The 19,267-nt window shown below is 65.2% G+C and carries 14 protein-coding genes; 2 read left to right on the top strand and 12 right to left on the bottom strand.

Annotated features, from left to right (window positions below):
* The first annotated feature begins 155 nt into the window (after positions 1-155).
* Positions 156-425 (top strand): DUF4160 domain-containing protein, encoded by a 270-nt coding sequence (locus HY699_05675; protein MBI4515291.1) that lies wholly within the window; start codon positions 156-158, stop codon positions 423-425.
* A gap of 8 nt (positions 426-433) precedes the next feature.
* Positions 434-700 carry a DUF2442 domain-containing protein gene (locus tag HY699_05670; GenBank protein ID MBI4515290.1) on the top strand — a complete coding sequence of 89 codons (267 nt, stop codon included), beginning with the start codon at positions 434-436 and terminating at the stop codon, positions 698-700.
* Between the two features lie 539 nt (positions 701-1,239).
* On the opposite strand, the gene HY699_05665 is transcribed toward HY699_05670, so the two are convergent.
* From HY699_05665 to HY699_05610, 12 genes are all read right to left on the bottom strand, one after another.
* Positions 1,240-3,102: a hypothetical protein gene (locus tag HY699_05665; protein ID MBI4515289.1), complete on the bottom strand. Its 1,863-nt coding sequence runs from the start codon at positions 3,100-3,102 to the stop codon at positions 1,240-1,242.
* A 192-nt stretch (positions 3,103-3,294) separates the two neighbouring features.
* On the bottom strand, positions 3,295-5,694 hold the full coding sequence (locus tag HY699_05660) for a response regulator (GenBank protein MBI4515288.1): 2,400 nt from the start codon (positions 5,692-5,694) through the stop codon (positions 3,295-3,297).
* Between the two features lie 4 nt (positions 5,695-5,698).
* Positions 5,699-6,283 (bottom strand): YfiR family protein, encoded by a 585-nt coding sequence (locus HY699_05655; GenBank protein ID MBI4515287.1) that lies wholly within the window; start codon positions 6,281-6,283, stop codon positions 5,699-5,701.
* Complete coding sequence (locus HY699_05650) at positions 6,271-8,280, bottom strand: TonB-dependent receptor (protein MBI4515286.1); 2,010 nt, start codon at positions 8,278-8,280, stop codon at positions 6,271-6,273. The genes HY699_05655 and HY699_05650 overlap by 13 nt, the downstream gene beginning before the upstream one ends.
* A 175-nt stretch (positions 8,281-8,455) precedes the next feature.
* Positions 8,456-8,815, bottom strand: a complete 360-nt coding sequence (locus tag HY699_05645) for an aspartyl protease family protein (protein ID MBI4515285.1) — start codon at positions 8,813-8,815, stop codon at positions 8,456-8,458.
* A 399-nt stretch (positions 8,816-9,214) separates the two neighbouring features.
* Positions 9,215-9,718 carry a DUF4215 domain-containing protein gene (locus tag HY699_05640; GenBank protein ID MBI4515284.1) on the bottom strand — a complete coding sequence of 168 codons (504 nt, stop codon included), beginning with the start codon at positions 9,716-9,718 and terminating at the stop codon, positions 9,215-9,217.
* A gap of 434 nt (positions 9,719-10,152) precedes the next feature.
* On the bottom strand, positions 10,153-11,310 hold the full coding sequence (locus tag HY699_05635) for a hypothetical protein (GenBank protein MBI4515283.1): 1,158 nt from the start codon (positions 11,308-11,310) through the stop codon (positions 10,153-10,155).
* Positions 11,307-12,464 carry a hypothetical protein gene (locus HY699_05630; protein ID MBI4515282.1) on the bottom strand — a complete coding sequence of 386 codons (1,158 nt, stop codon included), beginning with the start codon at positions 12,462-12,464 and terminating at the stop codon, positions 11,307-11,309. The genes HY699_05635 and HY699_05630 overlap by 4 nt, the downstream gene beginning before the upstream one ends.
* A complete protein-coding gene (locus tag HY699_05625) occupies positions 12,461-13,633 on the bottom strand; it encodes a glycosyltransferase family 1 protein (protein ID MBI4515281.1) in 1,173 nt (390 codons plus the stop codon). Before HY699_05625 ends, HY699_05630 begins: the two co-directional genes overlap by 4 nt.
* A gap of 45 nt (positions 13,634-13,678) precedes the next feature.
* The gene (locus HY699_05620; protein MBI4515280.1) at positions 13,679-15,475 is read right to left on the bottom strand and encodes an ABC transporter ATP-binding protein; all 1,797 of its coding nucleotides are present in this window, start codon (positions 15,473-15,475) and stop codon (positions 13,679-13,681) included.
* A gap of 42 nt (positions 15,476-15,517) precedes the next feature.
* Positions 15,518-18,079: a glycosyltransferase gene (locus HY699_05615; protein MBI4515279.1), complete on the bottom strand. Its 2,562-nt coding sequence runs from the start codon at positions 18,077-18,079 to the stop codon at positions 15,518-15,520.
* A gap of 209 nt (positions 18,080-18,288) precedes the next feature.
* The gene (locus HY699_05610; GenBank protein ID MBI4515278.1) at positions 18,289-19,197 is read right to left on the bottom strand and encodes a hypothetical protein; all 909 of its coding nucleotides are present in this window, start codon (positions 19,195-19,197) and stop codon (positions 18,289-18,291) included.
* Positions 19,198-19,267 lie beyond the last annotated feature (70 nt).

The raw sequence follows: 19,267 nt of genomic DNA, 5'->3' as shown, positions 1-19,267 counted from the left end.
ACCGCCCGCCGCTCGGCTTGACCCTCTCCCTGCTGCTTCCTGTCCACGGCTCTGGTTCTGCCATAAACGCCCCCACAACGCCAGCGCCGCTCCCACGCTTCAGCAACATCGCGGGCTTAGCCGACTATGACAGGACCCTGCAACAAAGGCCGACCATGCCGATCCTGTCGATGTTCTATGGTATCGTGGTCCGGATGTACTTCTTCGACGACAAGCAGCACCACGTCCCTCACGTGCATGCAGAGTGCTCCGGCGATGAGGCGGTGTTTGCGATCCCGACCGGGGAGGTTCTGGCTGGTAGGTTGCCTCCCGGGAAGACGCGGCTCGTGCAGGCATGGATCGAGATTCACCGCGACGAGCTCCTGGCCGACTGGCAGTTGGCTGCAAACGGCGAGGAGGTCTTCAAGATCGACCCGCTGAGGTAGGAGGACACATGAATCCACACGTCAAGTCGGTGCGGGCACTGGAAGACTATGAGTTAGAGGTCTCGTTTGACAATGGTGAGTCCCGGCGATTCGACGTTAAGCCCTATCTCGGTCGTGGCATTTTTGTGCGCCTACGCGACCCGGCAGCGTTTCGGGCGGTACGAGTTGTCGCAGGCTCCGTCGAGTGGGCGAACGGGCTCGATCTCAGCTACGACACCCTCTACGTCGAGGGGCAGCCGATGGTTCCGCCGGCACCGAAGGCCGAAGACCTATAAGGCCTCCGTTGTCAAGAAGACGCGGCGGTAGCGTCACGGGGGCGGGGTGGCTCTCGCGGGAAGCAGACGCGGCGGGCACGCTGAGGGGGGCGAGCTGACTTGGTTTCACAGCGGGTGCAGAGAGTGCGGTCTGCACCAAACACCTATTGCGGCTCAGTCGTCGAGGATCGCTGGTGCCGACTCGACGATGCGAAGCGATAGAGCAGGCTTCGCGGTCTAGACACTCATCGCTGCTCTCGTACCGGCCACCGGCCGACTCTCAAAGGAGGTCCCGCTCCACCTGCTGCCCGGAGGTCGCGCCCCACCATGCCGTTCCACGACGGGAACCCCGTCGAGCCCTCACCCTGCCCGTCCCCACGAAGGCGTGCGCGGACAGGGGGGCTACCTGCGAAGGGATGCCGGTAGCGATGGCGTTGAGACAGTGGGCGAGTTTCAGGTCGCGCGGCGGCCGCGTTGACCAGCCCGATTTGTGGTAAGCCCAAATGACGAGGGCCGGCGCTGTGGCCGGCCCTCGGTTGTCGCGCCGATCTGCCGCCTGATCAGAACTGATAGGTGATTTTCACGCCGGTCTCATCGCGCCGTGTGAAGCGGCCACCGGCGTACCACGGATCGTTGCTCACGGCATTGCTGCCGTACGTCATGAAGAACTTCTGCTGCAGCGACAGGATCAAGTCGTTGCTGTAGTAGTAATCCAAGTTCCATAGAAACTCGTTGTTACCGTTGACCGGATCCCAGGCGTCCGCGAAGAACGGCACCACCGTGCCACCGCGATAGAAGCTGGTGCCGGCAAAGGTGATCAGGTGCTCCCACTGGCGGATATTGTCATCGTTGCCGAGAAAGGTCGCAAGTTGAAGCCGTTCGACCCGACCGTGCAGCGGGTTACCTGGCCAATTCCACACCCCGATTCCTCCGGTGGTGGAACCGGGGCCGGAGGCGGGCGTGAAATACGGCCCTTCGCCGGCGCCAGCGTTGCCGACTAGCTTGTCGATGTTGCCACCGGTGGTGTAGTTCCAGAAGAACTGGCCGGTGAGAAACCACGTCGTCTTCGAATTGAGCCAGCGGATCCACGTTGGGCGATCAAAACCGATCATTCCTGCCCAAACATCGCGCTTGGTGAATCCTAGTGGCGCTTTTTGCCCGGTCGGGTAGCCGTCGGTATCGATCACGTCAACGAGGAACTCCTCCTCGATTGTCTGGTGAGGCTCGCCCATGACGTAGGCCATTTCGCAACGAAGGACGGTTTGGAGAAAGTCCTCTTCTGAAATGTTCGCAGTCAAACCGAAAATGTGCATGTAGGGATGAATCACGCGGGCATCGACCTGCACGGGATACACTGGCTTTCCCAAAAACTTGCCGCCGAGCGCTGTAGTACTGCCAAACGTGGCGGGTACAACAAGCCGGTCGATCTTGACCGCAAACGGAGAAGAGGCGCCAACCCCACGGCCGCGGCCATAAATGTAGTTGAGCGCGAACTCCAGCCCGAATGACGTCACCGCGTGAGTGCGCACGCCAACCTCGCTGGCTTCCTCGGGGTTGCGCTTGAAGTCGCCTTTACGGAGACTAGTGCCCTGCAGGTTGAACGTCGGAGATAGATAAATTGCGGCAAACTCGTTCGCTTGTTGCACCTGTCCCTCGCGCAGCGGATTCGGGAACGGCAACGCCCATGGCTGCGGCAGGAAGCCGGCTTTGATTCCGGGCTGGTAATCGAACGGATTGTAGACGACCTCGGCGAAGGTGTTCGAGAAGGGCCCGACCTCGCCGATGTCCCACAGCATCTTACCGACCCACTCGGGGATACGGATGTTGTCCCACGACTCCTGTTGGAAGTGCCAGGTAATATCGAGCGGGTTCCAGATGTCCATGATGCGGAACTGATCGCTCTCACCCCAGATGATTTGCTGGCGGCCGAGGCGGAAGCTGATCGGGGCATCCTTGAGCTTGAGGTCGATGTACGCCTCGCGCAGCCGGTTCTCGTACTTCAACGCGGTGCGCGAATCATGCGTGAGATCGGAAATGCGCCCACCGATGACGTCGTCCTCGTGGGTCTGCCCCATCTGGTTATCACCCAGTTTGAGGTCGTAGAAGCCATCGTACACGCCGCGGTACAGCAGGAAGAGCTTCGAGCGCTCGATGAAAGGAACATCGAACTTGTCGAGGAAGCGGCGGTTCTGCAGCCAGTCCCAATCGAACCGTAGCCGGAAGGTATTGCGGTTTTGCACGAACTGGTACTTGTCGTACTCCGGGTGGCGGATCAGATTCTGGGTTTCCAGGTTGCCGGAGAGTTGGACACTGCCGTACCTGATGGTGGCGCTGACCAAGGGCGGCGCGACGCCGAGCGCCACCAGCCCCACTAGCACCGTTCCCGCCCACCGAGCCCCCACGAACCGTCTTGAGTTGCCCATGGCACTCCTCCTTACCCGCTTGCGGCTGCTGACTCCTCTGCCCATCCGGCCGTCCCACCGCACGGCAGGTAATACTAGAAAAACGCGCGCTTTGGCAAGCTACGTTTTGCCCTTGCCCGCAGCCGGCGGTGGGGGCGCCGACGGGCCGGCGCCCTCCCAGTTGCCGCGCAAGTGGCTAGCGGCGGGAGTTCGTCAGACGCTTTCGGACGACGCCGCCGGCGCCGCGCACAGGTGTCTGCCGGCGCGTTCGAGGGCCGCGTGCAAGTCGGCCACTTCCACCGGTTTGGCGACGTAATCGTCCATGCCGGCGGCCAGGCAAGCCTCGCGGTCCTCACGCATCGCGTTGGCCGTCATGGCGATGATCCACGGGCCGCCTGCGGGCCATTGCCGGCGAATGCGCCGCGTGGCCTCGAAGCCGTCGAGCTCGGGCATCTGCACGTCCATGAGCACGACGTCGTATGACTGGCGGCGCAGGGCTTCGAGCACCTCGCGGCCGTTGGCGGCTAAATCGCCGCGGTAACCTAGGCGCTGTAAGATACGCAGCGCCACCTTCTGGTTCACCACGTTGTCCTCGGCCAGCAGAATTCGCAGCGGCAGGCGCTGGCCCAGCGAGCCGTCGATGCGGTCGCCCACCAGCACCGGTGCCGTCACCGGCAAATGCTCCAAGGCACCGGTCAGCGCTGCGTGCAGCTGCGAGCGCTTGATCGGCTTGCTGACCACGGCAGCGAACAGCGCACGGCGCACGTCCTCATCGTAGGGGCCAAGCGGTGTCGCCAGCACCAGCGGCAGGGCGCCTTCGTCATAGTGTTCGCGAATGGCCGTGGCCAGCGCCAGCCCGTCCATGCCGGGCATCTGGCGATCGACGATCGCGGCATCAAACTCCGCTCCACCGTCGAGCAAGGCCAGAGCCTCGGCCCCCGACGCAACCGTTTGTGATATCATACCCCACCATTGCGCTTGGCGGCCGAGCATGAGCCTGCTGGCGGCGTTGTCGTCGACGATCAGCAGCCGCCTACCCTGCAACCGCGCTTGCGGGCCCTGCAGCACCGGGGCTGCCGGCGGCACCGCTGCGGCCACGACGGTGAAATGGAACAGCGAGCCGCGACCGAGCTCGCTCTCGGCCCAGATGCGTCCCCCCAGCAACTCGCTCAGGCGGCGGCTGATGGCCAAGCCCAAGCCCGTACCCCCGTATTGCCTGGTGGTTGAGGGATCGACCTGGCTGAAGGACTGAAACAACCGGTCCATACGATCCGCCGCAATGCCGATGCCGCTATCGCGCACCGAGAAGTGCAGCTCGTAGCGGCCGTCGGCGCACGCCTGCGCCTCGAGTGACACCACCACTTCTCCCACGTGGGTGAATTTGACCGCGTTGCTGAGCAAGTTCACCAGCACCTGGCGCACGCGCGTAACATCGCTGATCACGGTTTCGGGCACGCCGTCGTCAACCAGGCAGACCAGCTCGATGCCTTCCAGCGCCGCCCGCGGCGCCAGCAGATCGAGGCACTGCTCGACGCAGTCGCGCACGGCAAAGGGTTGCTGCTCCAACTCCATGTGGCCGGCCTCGATCTTGGAGAAATCGAGCACGTCATTGATGACCGTCAGCAACGCATCGCTGCTGCTGCGAATGGTCTCGGCATAGTCGCGCTGGTCGGCGTTGAGGGCGGTATCGAGCAGCAGGCCGGTCATGCCGATCACGGCGTTGAGCGGGGTGCGGATCTCGTGGCTCATGTTGGCGAGGAATTCGGACTTCGCGCGCGTGGCGGCCTCGGCCACTTCCTTGGCGACCTGGGCCTCAGCCTGTGCGCGCTGGCGTTCGCCCACTTCCTGGCGCAACTCCGTGGTCCGCTCGGTAACGCGCAGTTCGAGCTGGTCGCGGGCGCGTTCGAGCGCGGCATCGCGGTCTTGGATCTGCGCCAGCATTTCGTTGAAGGCGTCGATCAGGTCGCCCAGCTCATCGTGCCCATGCTTGGCCGCCCGCACCGAATAGTTGCGTTCGGTCGAGACCGCGCGCGCGGTGGCCGCCAACTGCAACAGCGGGCCGGAGATCACTCGCTGTAAGCGCGCCGACAGCAACCACGCCACCAGGCCCGAGAGCACCAGCACCAGGCCGATGATCGTTAGGTAACTCCACATCCGCACGCTCAACAGGTGCAGATCGATTTGCAGGTAGACAGTGCCAATCGCCTCCCGGTCCAGCGCGATGTGCCGAAACAGCCGCAGCCGGCCTGCGGCAAACCGATAACCGTCGCCCTGCGCTGCGGGCGCAACGAACTCCTTTGCCCCGGGGCTGGTATACTGCGCGAAGATCTCACCCGCCGCCGTGTAGATGCAAGCCGCCTCAATCTCGGCTTTGGCCCGCAGCGCGCCTAGCACCTCTGCCGCCACTACGCGGTCGCGGAACATCACCGCCGCCGTGCTGTTGCTGCCGATCAGTTCCGCATCCGTCCAGGCCTCCTCCACCATGGCACGGCGAAACGCGATCAGGTCGTAGACCCCGAACACCGCGCACGCTACCAGCAGCGCGGCGGTGCTGGTGAGCAAGCTGATCAGGCTCAACTTGCGCCGAATCGACAAGTCGCGCAGCGCCGTCATCGTGCTACTGCCTCACCGTGTCGGCGAGCTGGAGCAGCTTCGAGCTGATTCGCAGCCCCGCTTCGATTGCCGGGACGGTGTTGATCTCGAAGCCCACGCGAGTGCCTTTGCGCAGCAGTGTCACCATCCCACCTCGCTCGCTGAACCCCGGCATGTCCGCCACGGTCAAGACGCTCGACTGCCGCAGCGAAGCCAAGATGCCTTCGAGCCGCCCGCTTTCCGAAGCGCTGATAAACACGATGTGACAGCCGCGCACATCCTCGGCCGGCTGAAAGCGCCGCAGCTCCAAAGGCTGGCCGTTGACGGTCTTGCCCCTAATCACTTCATCGAGATCGCTGCCGAAGGGATCGTCGCCGAGCACGCCGATGACGAACTTGCCGTCCGGTTCGGCACTGGCCGGCGCCGGCCACTCGACGAATTTGGCGAAGTTGTACAGGAAGGCGGCCTTGACCTGGTACTCCGAGGCCACCGGTGCTTGTGCCGGCGCCGGCGGCACCGCCCCGGCAACCACCGCGGCCAGCATAGTCGCCAGACACAGGACGGCAACCGGACCCCTGGCCGAAGCCGTTCGCTGGCTCAGAAGCGCCATCGGACCTGCCCGAAGACGGCCCGCTCGATCTCGATCGCCTGGCCGCTGGTGAACAGTGGCGCGCCGAACTCGGCGTGCTCTGCGTCGCTGAGGTTCTGGGCCACGAAGCTCATCTCCAATGCCGGCACCGGACGCCAGCCCAGACGCGCGTCGGTGCGGATGTAGCTGGGAATCTGCTTACGCCCCAAATTGTCCACGTAGTAGAGAGCGCCGTCCACTTCCAGCTGCTGCGGCAGATCCAGCCAGATCCGCAGATGAAACTGATTGTGCGGCTGATCGTCCTCGAAGGCCGCGACCGTAATCAGCGGCGGCGGCCCGCGGCGGTGAGTGTAGACATCAAGGAGGGTGTAGCCCATCCCCACCGTCCACCACTCCATCGGTTTGGCTTGCGCGAACAACTCCAGCCCGTAAGTTTGCGCCTCGATGCTGTTGACGAAAGTAATCGGCTGCACCACATGCACCGGCGGCGGCGTGCTTTCGACCGACGCCGGCCGGTCGGCGACACCCAACAGGCCATCGTAGAGATTGTAAAATGCCGCCCCATCGAGTGACAGCCATTGGCTGGCCCGCCAGCGATAGCCGAGTTCGTGCGACAGTACTTCCTCGGAATCCATAGCGCGGTTGCCCGAGACGGCGAAGACGACCGGCGAGCCATCCGGCGCCGGGGCAACGAAATTTATGCGAATGTCGTCTTCGCCGCGCGACGGCATCCGCACCGCCCGCGAGACCGCGCCCCAGAACAGGTGGCGGTGATGGGGCTGCCACTTCAGCCGCCCGCTCGGTTGCACCTCGAAGCCGCTGAGGTCGTTGTGCTCGAACTTGGAGCCCAAGGTGAAGAAGAGCCGCTCCGCTACCAGTGTGATTTCGTCCTGAATGAAAGCACTGAACAGATTCAGCGTGCGGTGATCGGGAACGGTGGCAACGTCGAAGGAGCCGCGGACGGCGTCGGCCGTCATGCGATAGCCCAGCCCCCAGGCGATCTCCTGCTGCGGGCTCCAACGCAGCCGGTGCTGAAGGTCGACGTCGGCGGTATCGCGATCCTCACGGATGGTCCTGAGCGCTCGCGAGGTGCGATCGTAGTACAGCTGCAGCGCTAGATTCGAGCCGTCGGAGAACGTCCGGCTCCAGCGGCCGAGCAAGTCGCCACCCGAGAGCTTCTGCGAGTCATCGATGGGCTGGCTGAACGGCGGCGTGAGCGAGGCGAGCGCCCCGCGCCAGCCGGCATCGCCGTCGTAAAGGTCGCCCTGGAGCGTGAACGACTCGCGCGCGCTGGCCTGCCAATCCAGGCGAAAGCCGCCGCGCATGACCTCCCAGTCGTCGGCAGCGTCCGGGCCGGACGGGCTGCGCAAGCTGTCACGATTGACGTACTTGACGAAGGCGCGATAGGCGATCGTCTTACCCAGACTGCCGCCGTAGCGCAGTCCGCCAATGCCGCGCTCCTCGTCCCCGGCAGTACCGGTGAGCAGCCCGCCCGGGGTATCCTGCGCACGCTTGGTGATGATGTTGATAACGCCGTTGACCGCATTGGCGCCCCATAGCGTGGCCCCCGGCCCGCGAACTACCTCGATACGCTCGACATCTTCGAGCAGCATGTCCTGAACGTCCCAGAACACGCCGGCAAACAGCGGGGTATAAACCGTCCGTCCGTCGATCAGCACCAGCAAATCATTGGCAAACTGGTTGTTGAAACCGCGCACCGCGACCGCCCACTTGTTCGAATCCATACGCGCCACCAGCACCCCCGGCACCATCCGCAGGGCCTCGGCAACGCTGGTCGCACCCGAGCGCCGGAGCTCTTCCTGGGTGATCACGTAGATCGCCGCCGGCGCACCAAAGAGCGGCTCCTCCTTCTTGGACACCGAGGTCACCTCGACGTTCATCAGCTCTTCTAGGCTCAGCTCGGCCAGGTCGCTCGAGCGCGACGCATCCTGCGCCGGAGCGTTCAAAGCCCACCCCAGCAGCACCACGGCAACAACTGCTGCGCACAGCCTATTCATGAGCGGCTCCCCCTGCACGATAGCGCTTGTAAGGAAGCAGCTCCCGCGCCAGGCGAGCAGCCCCACAGGCGGCTAGGGTTTACTGCCCCGCTTTCCAATTTGTGAGACGATGCGCGCAGGGGCGCGCAACCCAAAGGCGCGCAATCAAGCAGACACGGCCGCGGCTTGATCCGCGCTAGACGAGGAGCATCGGCAGCGGCCGCAACTGGCGCTTGAGGGGGTCCACCATCAGGCCCAGCGCTTCAAGCGTCACTGCCCCCACGAGGGTGGCGTCGTCGCGCTCGCCAAAGATCACCGGAGAGGGGCCGCGCCGCCCATCGATCTCGAAGACCGCGCCGCCGGCACATCGCTTGGTGTGACTGCCGCCGGCGAGCGTAAACTCCTCGACGCGGTCGGGTCGAATGCCCAGACGGCGCAGGCTCGATGCCGGCACGACCGAGTAGAGGGCGCCCGTGTCGATGAGGAATTCCATCGTTTCCGTCTTGCGCGGCCGGGCCGGATTGCCGACCTTGAGCTTAAGAAACGTCATGCCCATCGAGGCCATCTGTACACCCGCTGGAGGCGACGGTCAAAGCGGTGTTTCGCGCGCGACCTATTTTCCGGCCTCTTCAGGAAATCGAGTGGGTGACTTTTCACCATTTGGGGTGTGGAAGACGTTGGGGGCGGCGCGGGCCTCGTCATGCCGGCGAAAGCCGGCATCCAGGCGCAGTTGGAAGCAAGCTGCGCAGCCACCTACACGATCTCGCTATGCGGTGGGAGAGCCCCGGGTGACCGCGGCACTCGACGACTCAGGGCGAGCGAGCATGGGTTTGTAGACGATCCTCGCGTCGAAGGAGCAGCCCGCAGCGCACAGAGCCAACGCGCCGAGCACGGATGCAACACCGCTCGCTCCCGCAAGTCGTGCTCCAAGTCGTCTCACATCTCCTCCAGGCGGCTAACGTGTCAGCGCTGCGGTGAATGTAGGCGTTTGCGTGCGGGTCCGCGTCGGCCGCCGGGTCGGCGTGAAGGTCGGGGTGAACGTTGGCGTAAACGTCGGGGTGAACGTCGGTGTTCGCGTTCGCGTCGGCCGGCGGGTCGGCGTGCGGGTGATCGTCGGCGTCCCTGTGATCGTCGGCGTCCGTGTCCGCGTCGCGCTTCGAGACGGTGTCGCTGTAGCGGTTGGGATCGTCGGCGTGTTCGTCGGGGTCGGCGTGTCTGTGGGAGTGGGTGAGGGAAGAGTGCCCGTGCAATCGCTTTCGCAGCCATCTCCGCTCACCGTGTTCCCGTCGTCGCACTGCTCGCCCGCGTAGCCGTTCAGCATCCCGTCGCCACACACCGGCAGCGTGCAATCGGCGTCGCACGTCGCCGACTGGCCGCTCGTGTCGCACACCTCGCCCGAATCGACTACTCCATCGCCGCAGAAGGCGGCGCGCGCGGGTGGGCTCGACGCGGCAATCATCAACAAGGCAAGAGCAAGCGTAAACCAGCGGCCCACGTCCCGTGCACGCGAGACGGTAGGCCTAATCTCTGCTCTGCTCTGCTCTGCTCTGCTCTGCTCTGCTCTGCTCTGCTTCGATCCCTCGGACTGCATTAAACCCCCCTGCTAACTGTCCTAACTTATTGAGTGAGTGATTCGCTGGAGTGACTGGTCGACGGATTGGCCTCTGCCGCCGAGGGCTTCTACCCCCAGCCCCCCCGAACTTGTCAAATGGGTGCCTAGATGCCTCGCCCAAACGTGGCGGCAGCACGGGCGTGGCGGGCGCAGTCGCCGCCACTGCTGCGAGATCGGCGCTGGCTTCACCGACGCGGCTAAACGCGAAGAGCCCTTCACCACTGGGATAGATGACGCTTCAGCCGGTAGCCGGCCACGCCCCTGGGCTTTGCACCATCACATCAAAGGAGGCGTAGCAGGTCGCCCAGAACGCGCTCGGCGGCGAAGAACCGCTCTGCGATCTGGCGAGCGGCACGGGCATGGGAGTCGTAATCGGCGCTGATCGCGGCGATTGCGGCCACTGCCTCATCAACTGTCTTGAAAGCAAACAGGCCGGCGCCGCTGGGAAGGACTGATCCAAAACCGGTGTCTTGGGTCACGACCGGGCGCGCGGCGGCGAGGTAGCACGCGCTGCGGTCGGAGAACCAGCCCGTCGCCAACCTGACGTTGAGATCCTTGGCGACCGTAAACTCGCCCTTCGAGCCTCGGATAAACTCGCGATACGCGAACGGATCGCTCGAGAGCGCGAGCGGATCGCGTACCTCCCAGCCGTGGCGCTGCAATAGCTGCAAGTCCTCAGGTATCGTGGCCGCATCCATCGCCAGCACAAAACGCTGGCCGCAGCGCTGGGGCAGCTCAAGAAACCTCATCCACTCGACGCGCTTGCGCCAAGAGTAGACCTCGCCCTCGAAGTGCACCTCTCGGCGCTGCTCATCCCAACGGCCGACGGTGGTGAACGGCGCACCGGCACCGGCAGCTTGCGGCTGCCACAGCTCCAGCGCGACCGGCTGGCGGGTGGCGTGCCAGGCAAAGCCGGCGGCGGGTACACGGCACGTTGCCGCGCCGATGTTCTCTCCGAGGGTGCAGTGCAAGTCATATTCGGACAGAATCTCGCGCCAGGCGCGATCGCCGCCGGCAGCGCGAATCTGCGTGAACGCCGGGTCCAGGTCGACGAAGATGCGGCGCTGGCCGGACACCGGCGGCAGGCGGGTTACGCCGGCGAGGTTGATGACGATGCGCGCCTCGGCCAGCAGCGCATTACGACTGATACCCGGCGGCCCGTAGGTCTGCTCGCGCAAAGCGTCCCATACCATCCAGTGATTGTGAAAACCGTACTGGGAAAGGAAGTCGCGTGCAAACTCGGCGCCGCTGCGCGGGTCGTCGGTCTTGATCCCAGTGCCGGCCGCAAAACAATCGCGCACGGTGCCGGTATCTTCGTAGAAGTACGGCTCGAAGCCGAGCTGGCGCAGACCGGTGAGGTAATGGAGCACTTGCCAGGCGTAGCCGCCGAGCGGACAGTGCGCCAGATAACCTGAGACGATAACCTTATCGGCGCTCACAATCCGGCCAGCTCCAGCAGCTTAGGCAACACGCGCCGCGCATCGAGGTGGTCGCGCGCCAGCTGGCGAGCAGCCGCCGCGTGCGCGGCGTAATCGGCCTCGACCGCGTTGAGCGCTGCCACCGCCCCTTCCAGATCATCGAAGGCCAACAGTCCGCGGCCGGTGGGCAGGTAGCGACTAAACTGCGTGTCCTGCAAGATCACCGGCCGGCCGGCAGCGAGATAACAGGCGCTGCGATCGCTGAACCAGCCGGTGCGCCCGGCGACGTAGCCGTGCTTGGCCGCGGTGAACTCCCCGCGCGAGTGCCGGATATAGTCGCGGTAGCTGTCCGGTGTGGCCGCCGCGCGCAACGGATCGCTCAGCCGCCAGCCGTTACGCTCGAGCAGCGCCCGGTCGGCCTCGTCCGGATGAATCGCCAGGCAGATTTCCAGCGGCACCTGCACTCGTCCCGGCAAGTCCATGAAACGGATGAACTCCTGCGACTTCTGGCCGTACCACACGCCGTTCCACTCGACCTCCGAATAGCCCCGCCAGTCGGCCACCGTGGTGTAGGCACCACCCGCACCGCACTCACTCTCCCACTCTTCGAGCACGACCGGCGGCGGTATCGGCTGCCACGGCAGCCCGCCGGTCGGCAGCTGGCAATCGGGCTGTCCGAGATTCAAACCCACGGTGATATAGGCGTCGTGGCCGGCCAGGTTCATATCGACGTGGTACTGCTCCTGCCACACCTGGGTGAAACCAGGGTCCATGTCGAGGTAAACGCGGCGGCGGGCGGCCGCCAGCACATCGGCGAGATGAAAACGGCCGGACATGTTGATGAACAGATCGGCATCGCCGGCCAGCTGGCGCACTTGCGCGTGCGACAGGCCGACGTGCTGATCGCCGTCGAAGGCGAGCAAGGCCCCCTGCCCTTCCAAGCCGAAGCGCCGCATGATCTCGGCAAAGGAGCGGGCGTTGGCGCTGGCGGCGAACGCTGCCGGGCGCCAGTGCTCGTCCCAGCACTCCTTGGCGCCGAGGTGCTCGACGTAGAAGGTCTCGAGGCCGAGCGCCCGAAATCCCAGGACGTACTGCAAGAACGCCCAGGCGTTGCCCGCGCCCCCGAGCGGGTGATGCGCCAGCGCCCCCGCAATCATCACGCGTCGCGGCGTCATATCACACCGGCATCGTGCAGCAGGCGCCCCAGCACCCGTGGGGCCGCGAACTCCTGCTCAGCGATGGCACGCGCCGCCTGGCAGTGGCGCGGGTAGTCGGCCGCTACCGCCGCCAGGCCGGCAACCGCTTGCTCCAGCGTGTCGAAGGCGAACAGGCCCGCACCCGTGGGGTAGTAGGCGCTGAAGCCGGTGTCTTGCACCACCACCGGCTTTCCCAGCGCCAAATACACCGCACTGCGGGTACTGAACCAACCACTGCGCGAGGCGACGTAAGCGTTCTTGGCCACGCTCCATTCCCCGCGCGAGTGCGCCAAGTACTCGCGATAGGCCGCCATCGTGCCCGACTTCTCGCGCGGATCAGCCAGGCGCCAGCCGGCGGCGCGCAGCTGTGCCACCGGGGCGCTGCCGGCCACCGCGACTTCGAGCACCGCCGGCGTGTGCCGGGGCAAGTCGAGGAACTTGGCGAACTCGACGTCCTTGCCGCCGTATGTGACCCCGTCGATCGCCGGCAGGGTGACGTCGGTCTTCCACGACATCACGGTGGTGAAGGCTTGCGCCTGCGGCTCAAAGCTCATCGGCCAGTGTTCCAGCACCAGCGGCTGGCGGGTCGGCAGCCAGGTCAGGCCGCAGTGCGGAATCCGGCAGCTCGGGTGGGCGATATTCTCGGCGAAGCTGAAGAAGCAATCATGCGCGCGAATCAGACCGACGGAGTAAGCCACATCCTCACTGGCAGTGCCGCGTTCTACGGCCATGAGCTTGGCTTGGCTGTAACACGGGTCGCTATCGAGGTAAGCCGTGCGCCGCGCGCCGCGATACGAGTCGCGCAGCCAGCACGCCCCGGAGACGTTCAGGAAGAGATCAGCCTGCCGGCAGAAGCGCGCCACCGCCGCCTCGCCGGCACCGTGATAGACGCCGTCGGGGCTACGCACCGCCCAGCGACCCCCGATCTCCACGCCGCTGTACGCGAAGGCATCGAGCAGATAGCGGACGTTGAAATCGACCTCGGCGGTGAAGGTCTGAGCGCGCGGATCATAGAACCAGTTGCCGGTGTCTTCGAGGTAGAAGACCTCGTGCCCCAGCTGCGCGAAGCCGGCGACGTAGGCGATGTAGTCCCAGCTCACTCCGCCGAGCGGGTAAGTGGCGATCAGGCCGGTGACCACGATCTTCATGCCGACTCACAGGTTGAGCCGGCGCTATGAGCGCTGCCCGTCATGTCACACCACACCGGCGCCGGCGCTCGGCGTCGCCGGCTCATTGATGCCGAACTGCTTGGCGTAGAGCGTGTAAAAGGCGCCGCGCCGCGCCACCAACTCGTTGAAGCCACCGCGCTCGATGATCTCACCATCGCTCAGGACGAGGATCATATCGGCGCGGCGCACCGTGCTCAGGCGGTGGGCGATGACGAAAGTGGTCCGGCCCGCCATCAAGGCCTCGAGCCCTTCCATGATCGCAGCTTCGGTGCTGGCATCGACCGACGACGTCGGCTCGTCGAGAATCAGGATCGGGGTGTTGCGCAGTAGCGCCCGGGCAATGGTCAGCCGCTGCCGCTCGCCTTCCGACAGCGTCACCCCGGCTTCGCCGATGACGGTGTCGTAGCGCTCGGGCAGCCGCTGAATGAACTCGTGGGCTTGCGCCAGCCGCGCCGCCCGCTCGACCTCGCCATCGCTCGCACTCGGGGCACTGTAGGCGATGTTCTCGCGGATGCTGATCGGGAACACCATCGGCGGCTGCAGCACCATGCTGATGCGGCGGCGCAACGAAGCCAGCCGCAGTTCGCGCACATCGACGCCGTCGACGCTCAAGGAACCGCCGGTGACGTCGTAGAAGCGCGGGATTAGGCTGACCAGCGTGCTCTTGCCGGCGCCGGTGGCGCCGACGATGGCGATCACCTGACCGGGCTCAGCGCTGAAGTCGACGCCCCGCAGCGTGGTGCGGTCGGGCCGATAGGCGAACTCGACGCCGCTGAAGCGCACCTGCGCGCCGCGGCCGCTGACCGCTCGCGGCAGCTCGCGGGTTCCGTCCGGCACCTGCGCCGCGGTGTCGAGGATTTCGAACACGCGCACCACGCCCGCCTTCGCCCCATGGATCATACCATAGGTTTGAATGATGGAGTTCAGCGGCCCGTAGAGTGAGGCGAGGTAACTCACGAACACCACCATCTGTCCGACGCTGAGGGTGCCGGCCCACACATGCTGTGCCGCCACCCACACGACCAGCGCCGTACCGCCGGCCAGCACCACGCTGGTGGCAGCGGAGTAAGCGGTCTGGAAGGTGTACAACTTGAGGCTGCTGCGCAGGCTGGCGCTGCTTTGGTTGACGAAGGTGCGGTGCTCGTCGGCCTCGCGCGAGAACGCCTGCACCACCTTGATCGCCGCCATTCCCCGTTGCACCTGCTGGTAGACCGCGCTCTCGCGCTCGCGCGCCTGCATCGCCATCGCGCTCATCCGCCGGTTGAGCGCGGCGATGGTCAGCACCAGCAACGGGCAAATCCCGAGCGCGATCAGGGTCAGGTACCAGTCCATCCGCACCATGACGGTGAACATCCCGCCCAGCAGGGCCACCGCCGACAGAATCGGGAAGAAGCCGTTCATCGCCAGGGTCTGAATCGCGTAGGTATCGGCGGTGACGCGGTAGATCAGGTCGCCGACCGAGGAACTCGAGTGAAACGCGAGCGAGAGCCGCTGCAAGTGCCCGTACAACTGACTGCGCAGATCATTGACCATGCCCTGCCCGATCGAGATGGTGGTGTAGTTGTTCCAGACGCTGACCGCGCCCAGCAGCACATAGGTTCCCACCAGCGCGGTCACCGCCACCAGCAGCAGCGCCGGCGGCGCCAGCGAGCGCAGCGGCTCACCCCAGGGCAGCGGCGTGGCGGTCAGCACGTTGTCGATGACGATCTTGAGCGGCCAGGGCTTGAGCATTTCGAGCCCTGCGAGCAACAGCACCTGGCCGACTGCCACCAGGAACGGCAATCGGTAGGGCCAGACGTAGGGCAATACTTTGCGGGCCAGGCTCATCGCAGCGTCGCCGCCATCGCGCAGCCGGCGGCTTCCTCAGGCAGTCGCCGCTGCGGCGCCCAGCGCCGGGGACAATCCCAAGGACTTGGCCACTATCTCGAGCGCGTGGTAGAGCACGCGGCTGAGGCGGAAGCACTCGTAGATCACCACGCCGTGGTTGATAGCGCCGAGCAGGATGGCCACTTCCGCGACTTCGGGCGCGCGCACGAAGAAACCCAAGCCGGCCAACCCCGCCAGCGCCGCCAGTGACAACTTGGCCAAGAACGACAGCTGCACGGCGCAGCGGACCCGGAAATAGCGCTTGGCGCCGCCGTGGTTTTCGACCGCGACCTTGACGTTGGCGCGTGACCAAATGCCGCGGTAGACCTCCACGTCCCAATCGTTCCAGCCTTGATCGACGGCGATGAGATGCTTGCGGAGAATGAGGAACTGCATCACCGAGCCGAGCAGGTCTTCCTTCTCGCGCCCCTCTTCCGACCAATACGACAGGAAGAACTGGCGCGTAGCCCAGCGCACTTTCGGTTTCTGCGAAGGATTCTCGAAGCGGATACGTTCAGCCGGCCGCATCCCTTGCAAGCGCCAGAGATAGCGCTGGGCACTGCGCATCAGCGGTCCGAGATAGACCAGCGCGGTAATCAGCAGGCGCGAGCCGACGCCTGCGAAGCGCGGATCGAGCCGCGCCCGCCACGCCGTCGCTACCGCCCACAGCAGCGAAGTCAGCAGCGGCAACGCGGCCAGGACGACGTAGCGGCCCGCCAGCAGCGAGCCGATCAGCAGCACCAAGCCGATGACGTTCCACTCCAGCGTGAACGGGATATACGACAGCAACGAAGAAGGCGCTTCGTAGAGGGTCTGGAACAAGCCGCGGCCAAACACGCCGTGATAAATCACCGGCCGGCTGGAGAAGAGCTTGCCGGTGAAGTCGCCGTAAATGCGCCCCAGCCACTGCGACTGCCCCAGCAAATTGAAGCGGTAGGGATGCTTGAAATACAGCAGCGCCTCGGCTTTGCCGTATCCCATCTGCTGTTTCACATAGGCGCGGATGGTGTTGCGGCGGAAGTGCCACACCATGGCGGCCGGGCTGAAGCCGATCGGATGTCCGAGGTTCTGCAGCCGCCAGCACATGTCAACGTCGTCGCCGGCGGCGCGGTAGACCGGGTCGAATCCGGCCACCGACTCCAGCGCACTACGCCGAAAAGCCATGTTGCAGCCGGGGATGTGCTCGGCGACTTCGTCATTGAGCAGGACGTGCGTCGGCCCGCCGGGCGAGGCGGCGACACAGGCCGGAATGCGTGCGTTCTCCGGCGGCGGCAGGTTCGGACCGCCGACGGCGACGAAACCGTTTTGCTCGAACTTGTAAGCCAAATACGTCAGCCAGTCGGGATCAACGACGCAATCCGAGTCGGTGTAGGCGACGATGTCGCCGGTGGCGGCTTCGGCGCCGATGTTGCGGGCCACACTCAGCCCTTTGTTGGGCTGGGCGATTACCTTGGCCTCGGGGTAGCGCCCGGCGATGGCGCGCGTCGAGTCGGTCGAGCCGTCATCGACGACGATGATCTCGTAATTCGGATAACGCAGCTCGCGCAACGAACGCATGCACGCATCCATCGTGCTCTCGGCATTGAAGGCACAGATCACGACGGAGATCTTCGGCGGCTGCGGCAGCGGCGGCGGCAGTTGGCCGGCGTACATCTTCTGCACCGCGTGATAGGCGGGCTTCTTGCGGCGGCTGCGATCCACCAGGCCGAAGGCCCAGTCTTCGACCTGGAAGCCGCCGGTGAACCAGTCATCGGTCCACGAGAACACCACCGCCCCCGCGGCACCGCCCTCGAACGCCGCACGGATCTGCCACGACAGGATCTCGGCCTGCTCCGCCGCCCCTTCGCGCATCGAGTCGATGCCGAATTCGGTCAGCACCAGGGGCTTGTCTTTGGCGAGGTTCTGCAGGCGCGAGAGATAGCTGCGAAAGTCGCGTTCGCGGTGCAGGTAGACGTTGAACGAAATGAAGTCGAGGAATTCGAGGTCGAGGTACTCGGTGGGCGGAAAGTTGGCGTAGCTCACCAAGGTGTCGGGTGAGATGTCCTTCACCAGACCGAAGAGCTCGTTGAGAAAGGCGCGGGTGCGATCGGGACCGTGCCAGCGTACGATGTCGGGCGGGATCTCGTTGCCCACCAGCATGGCAAACACGGCGGGATGGCCGTGGAGGGACTTGGCCGCGGCGGCGATGTCCTTGCGGATGGCATCGGCGACGCCAGGCTCATCGAGGAAGCAGACGTGTTCCGTCCAGGGCAGGCCGGTGAGAACCACCAGGTCGTTTTCCCCGGCAAGGTCGAGCAGCCACTCGGGCGGAGGCGTGAAGGTGCGGAAACAGTTCACCCCGGCGTCGCGCATGAGGGCGAAGTCACGCCGGGCCAGGTCGCGCTCGGGAAACTGGCTGCCGTGTGAGCCCACCGCAAACGGGCCGTAAGAGACACCGCGCAAGAAGAACTTGGCGTCGCCGCGAAACAGGAATTTCCCCTTGGCTTTGGGCTGTTGGCCAGTCGGATCCTGCGCGATGCGCCGGTCGACCAGCGCCACCGCCGCCGTGCTTTGTGTCATGAACGAACTAACTCCGGAACCGGATCAAAGTGGCGCAAGCCGCCACCAACTCACCATCGGCACACCACCTGGCGCTCTGACCGCATAGCGCCGCCACTCATAGCATGCGCCCGGCTCGCCAAGCTAGGCACGCGCCGGAGAAATGGGGCCAAGAAGGAAGGATTCACATGTCGTCACGGCACCCCAGGCACTCCCGCGCCGGCCGCGGCTCACTGGCCTGACTCGTGCTGCGAGACGGTTAGCTCGATGGCCACGGCCGGGCGGGCATCATTGCCGTCGCCGTCCTTGTAAAACGCGCCGCTGATGGTCAGCGGCGCTTCGCCGCGAAACCAGGCAGTACGGCGGTAGCCTTCGCCGCGGAAACACGGCTTGCGGTAGATTATGCGTGCACCGGCGAAGTAGAGCCGGCGCAGATCATGGCCCGCGCGATGCAGCACATCCGCCACGTAGCACTCCATCATGCGCAAATACTCCATGCCGTTGACGTGGCGGTTGGCGTCGGTCTGACCGTAATGCCAGACGCTGGTGTCGGCCTCGGCGAAGTCGGGCCGCCGTCCGCTGGGCACAATGGTTTCCAATGCCGGCAGCTCCCCGACCCGTGACGGCAGCTCGCCCAGACCCATCGCCTCCGGCAGCGTGGTTACACGCCGGCGCACCGGGTCGGAATCGTAGCGGGTGAAGACGTTGGTCAAGCGCGCGCTTGCCACCATCACTTCGGCTGCGCTCGCCCCCGGCACCAGCACGGAGTGGCGGCCTTCTCGGATCAGATGATTGACAGTACCGTCAGCCGCCAGAGTTTTGGCGAGATAGGTTTCGCCGCGCACGCGCACCGGCTGCATCGGTTCCAGGGGCGTATCGCTGACCTCGAGTGCGACGAAATAGAGCGGTGTAAAGACGCCGGTGAAGCGCTCGAAGTTCGGCGTCCCCATGCGCCGGTGCCAGAGGCCGAAGTGAGCGCGGGAAGTGTAGTGCAGTACGGCCGATAGCTTCAGCGCTCGCCGTTCACTGAGATCCGGAAAGTGCACCGCCTCGCGTAGCCGCGCCCGCCATACCCGATCGGCAGCACTGGTTGTGCCGCGCTGCCGCCGGCCCGGTTGAGTTCCTGCCCCCGTCTGCATCTCCGTCCCGGCCGTTATTATCGGCCGGGCAGATATGAGACAAGAGTGCGCCGGCTGGCCTTAGCGCCGT

This window comes from Deltaproteobacteria bacterium (assembly GCA_016210005.1).
Classification (GTDB): domain Bacteria; phylum Desulfobacterota; class Binatia; order HRBIN30; family JACQVA1; genus JACQVA1.
Note: the sequence above shows the minus strand (reverse complement) of the source record. Positions and strands in the feature narration are given on the sequence as shown.

Bases quoted from the DNA above. Each gene is read 5' to 3' on its own strand.
- HY699_05655 (MBI4515287.1), bottom strand. From the start codon at position 6,283: ATGGCGCTTCTGAGCCAGCGAACGGCTTCGGCCAGGGGTCCGGTTGCC.
- HY699_05660 (MBI4515288.1), bottom strand. From the start codon at position 5,694: ATGACGGCGCTGCGCGACTTGTCGATTCGGCGCAAGTTGAGCCTGATC.
- HY699_05675 (MBI4515291.1), top strand. From the start codon at position 156: ATGCCGATCCTGTCGATGTTCTATGGTATCGTGGTCCGGATGTACTTC.
- HY699_05610 (MBI4515278.1), bottom strand. From the start codon at position 19,197: ATGCAGACGGGGGCAGGAACTCAACCGGGCCGGCGGCAGCGCGGCACA.
- HY699_05650 (MBI4515286.1), bottom strand. From the start codon at position 8,280: ATGAATAGGCTGTGCGCAGCAGTTGTTGCCGTGGTGCTGCTGGGGTGG.
- HY699_05615 (MBI4515279.1), bottom strand. From the start codon at position 18,079: ATGACACAAAGCACGGCGGCGGTGGCGCTGGTCGACCGGCGCATCGCG.
- HY699_05665 (MBI4515289.1), bottom strand. From the start codon at position 3,102: ATGGGCAACTCAAGACGGTTCGTGGGGGCTCGGTGGGCGGGAACGGTG.
- HY699_05670 (MBI4515290.1), top strand. From the start codon at position 434: ATGAATCCACACGTCAAGTCGGTGCGGGCACTGGAAGACTATGAGTTA.
- HY699_05640 (MBI4515284.1), bottom strand. From the start codon at position 9,718: ATGATTGCCGCGTCGAGCCCACCCGCGCGCGCCGCCTTCTGCGGCGAT.
- HY699_05625 (MBI4515281.1), bottom strand. From the start codon at position 13,633: ATGAAGATCGTGGTCACCGGCCTGATCGCCACTTACCCGCTCGGCGGA.
- HY699_05630 (MBI4515282.1), bottom strand. From the start codon at position 12,464: ATGACGCCGCGACGCGTGATGATTGCGGGGGCGCTGGCGCATCACCCG.
- HY699_05645 (MBI4515285.1), bottom strand. From the start codon at position 8,815: ATGGGCATGACGTTTCTTAAGCTCAAGGTCGGCAATCCGGCCCGGCCG.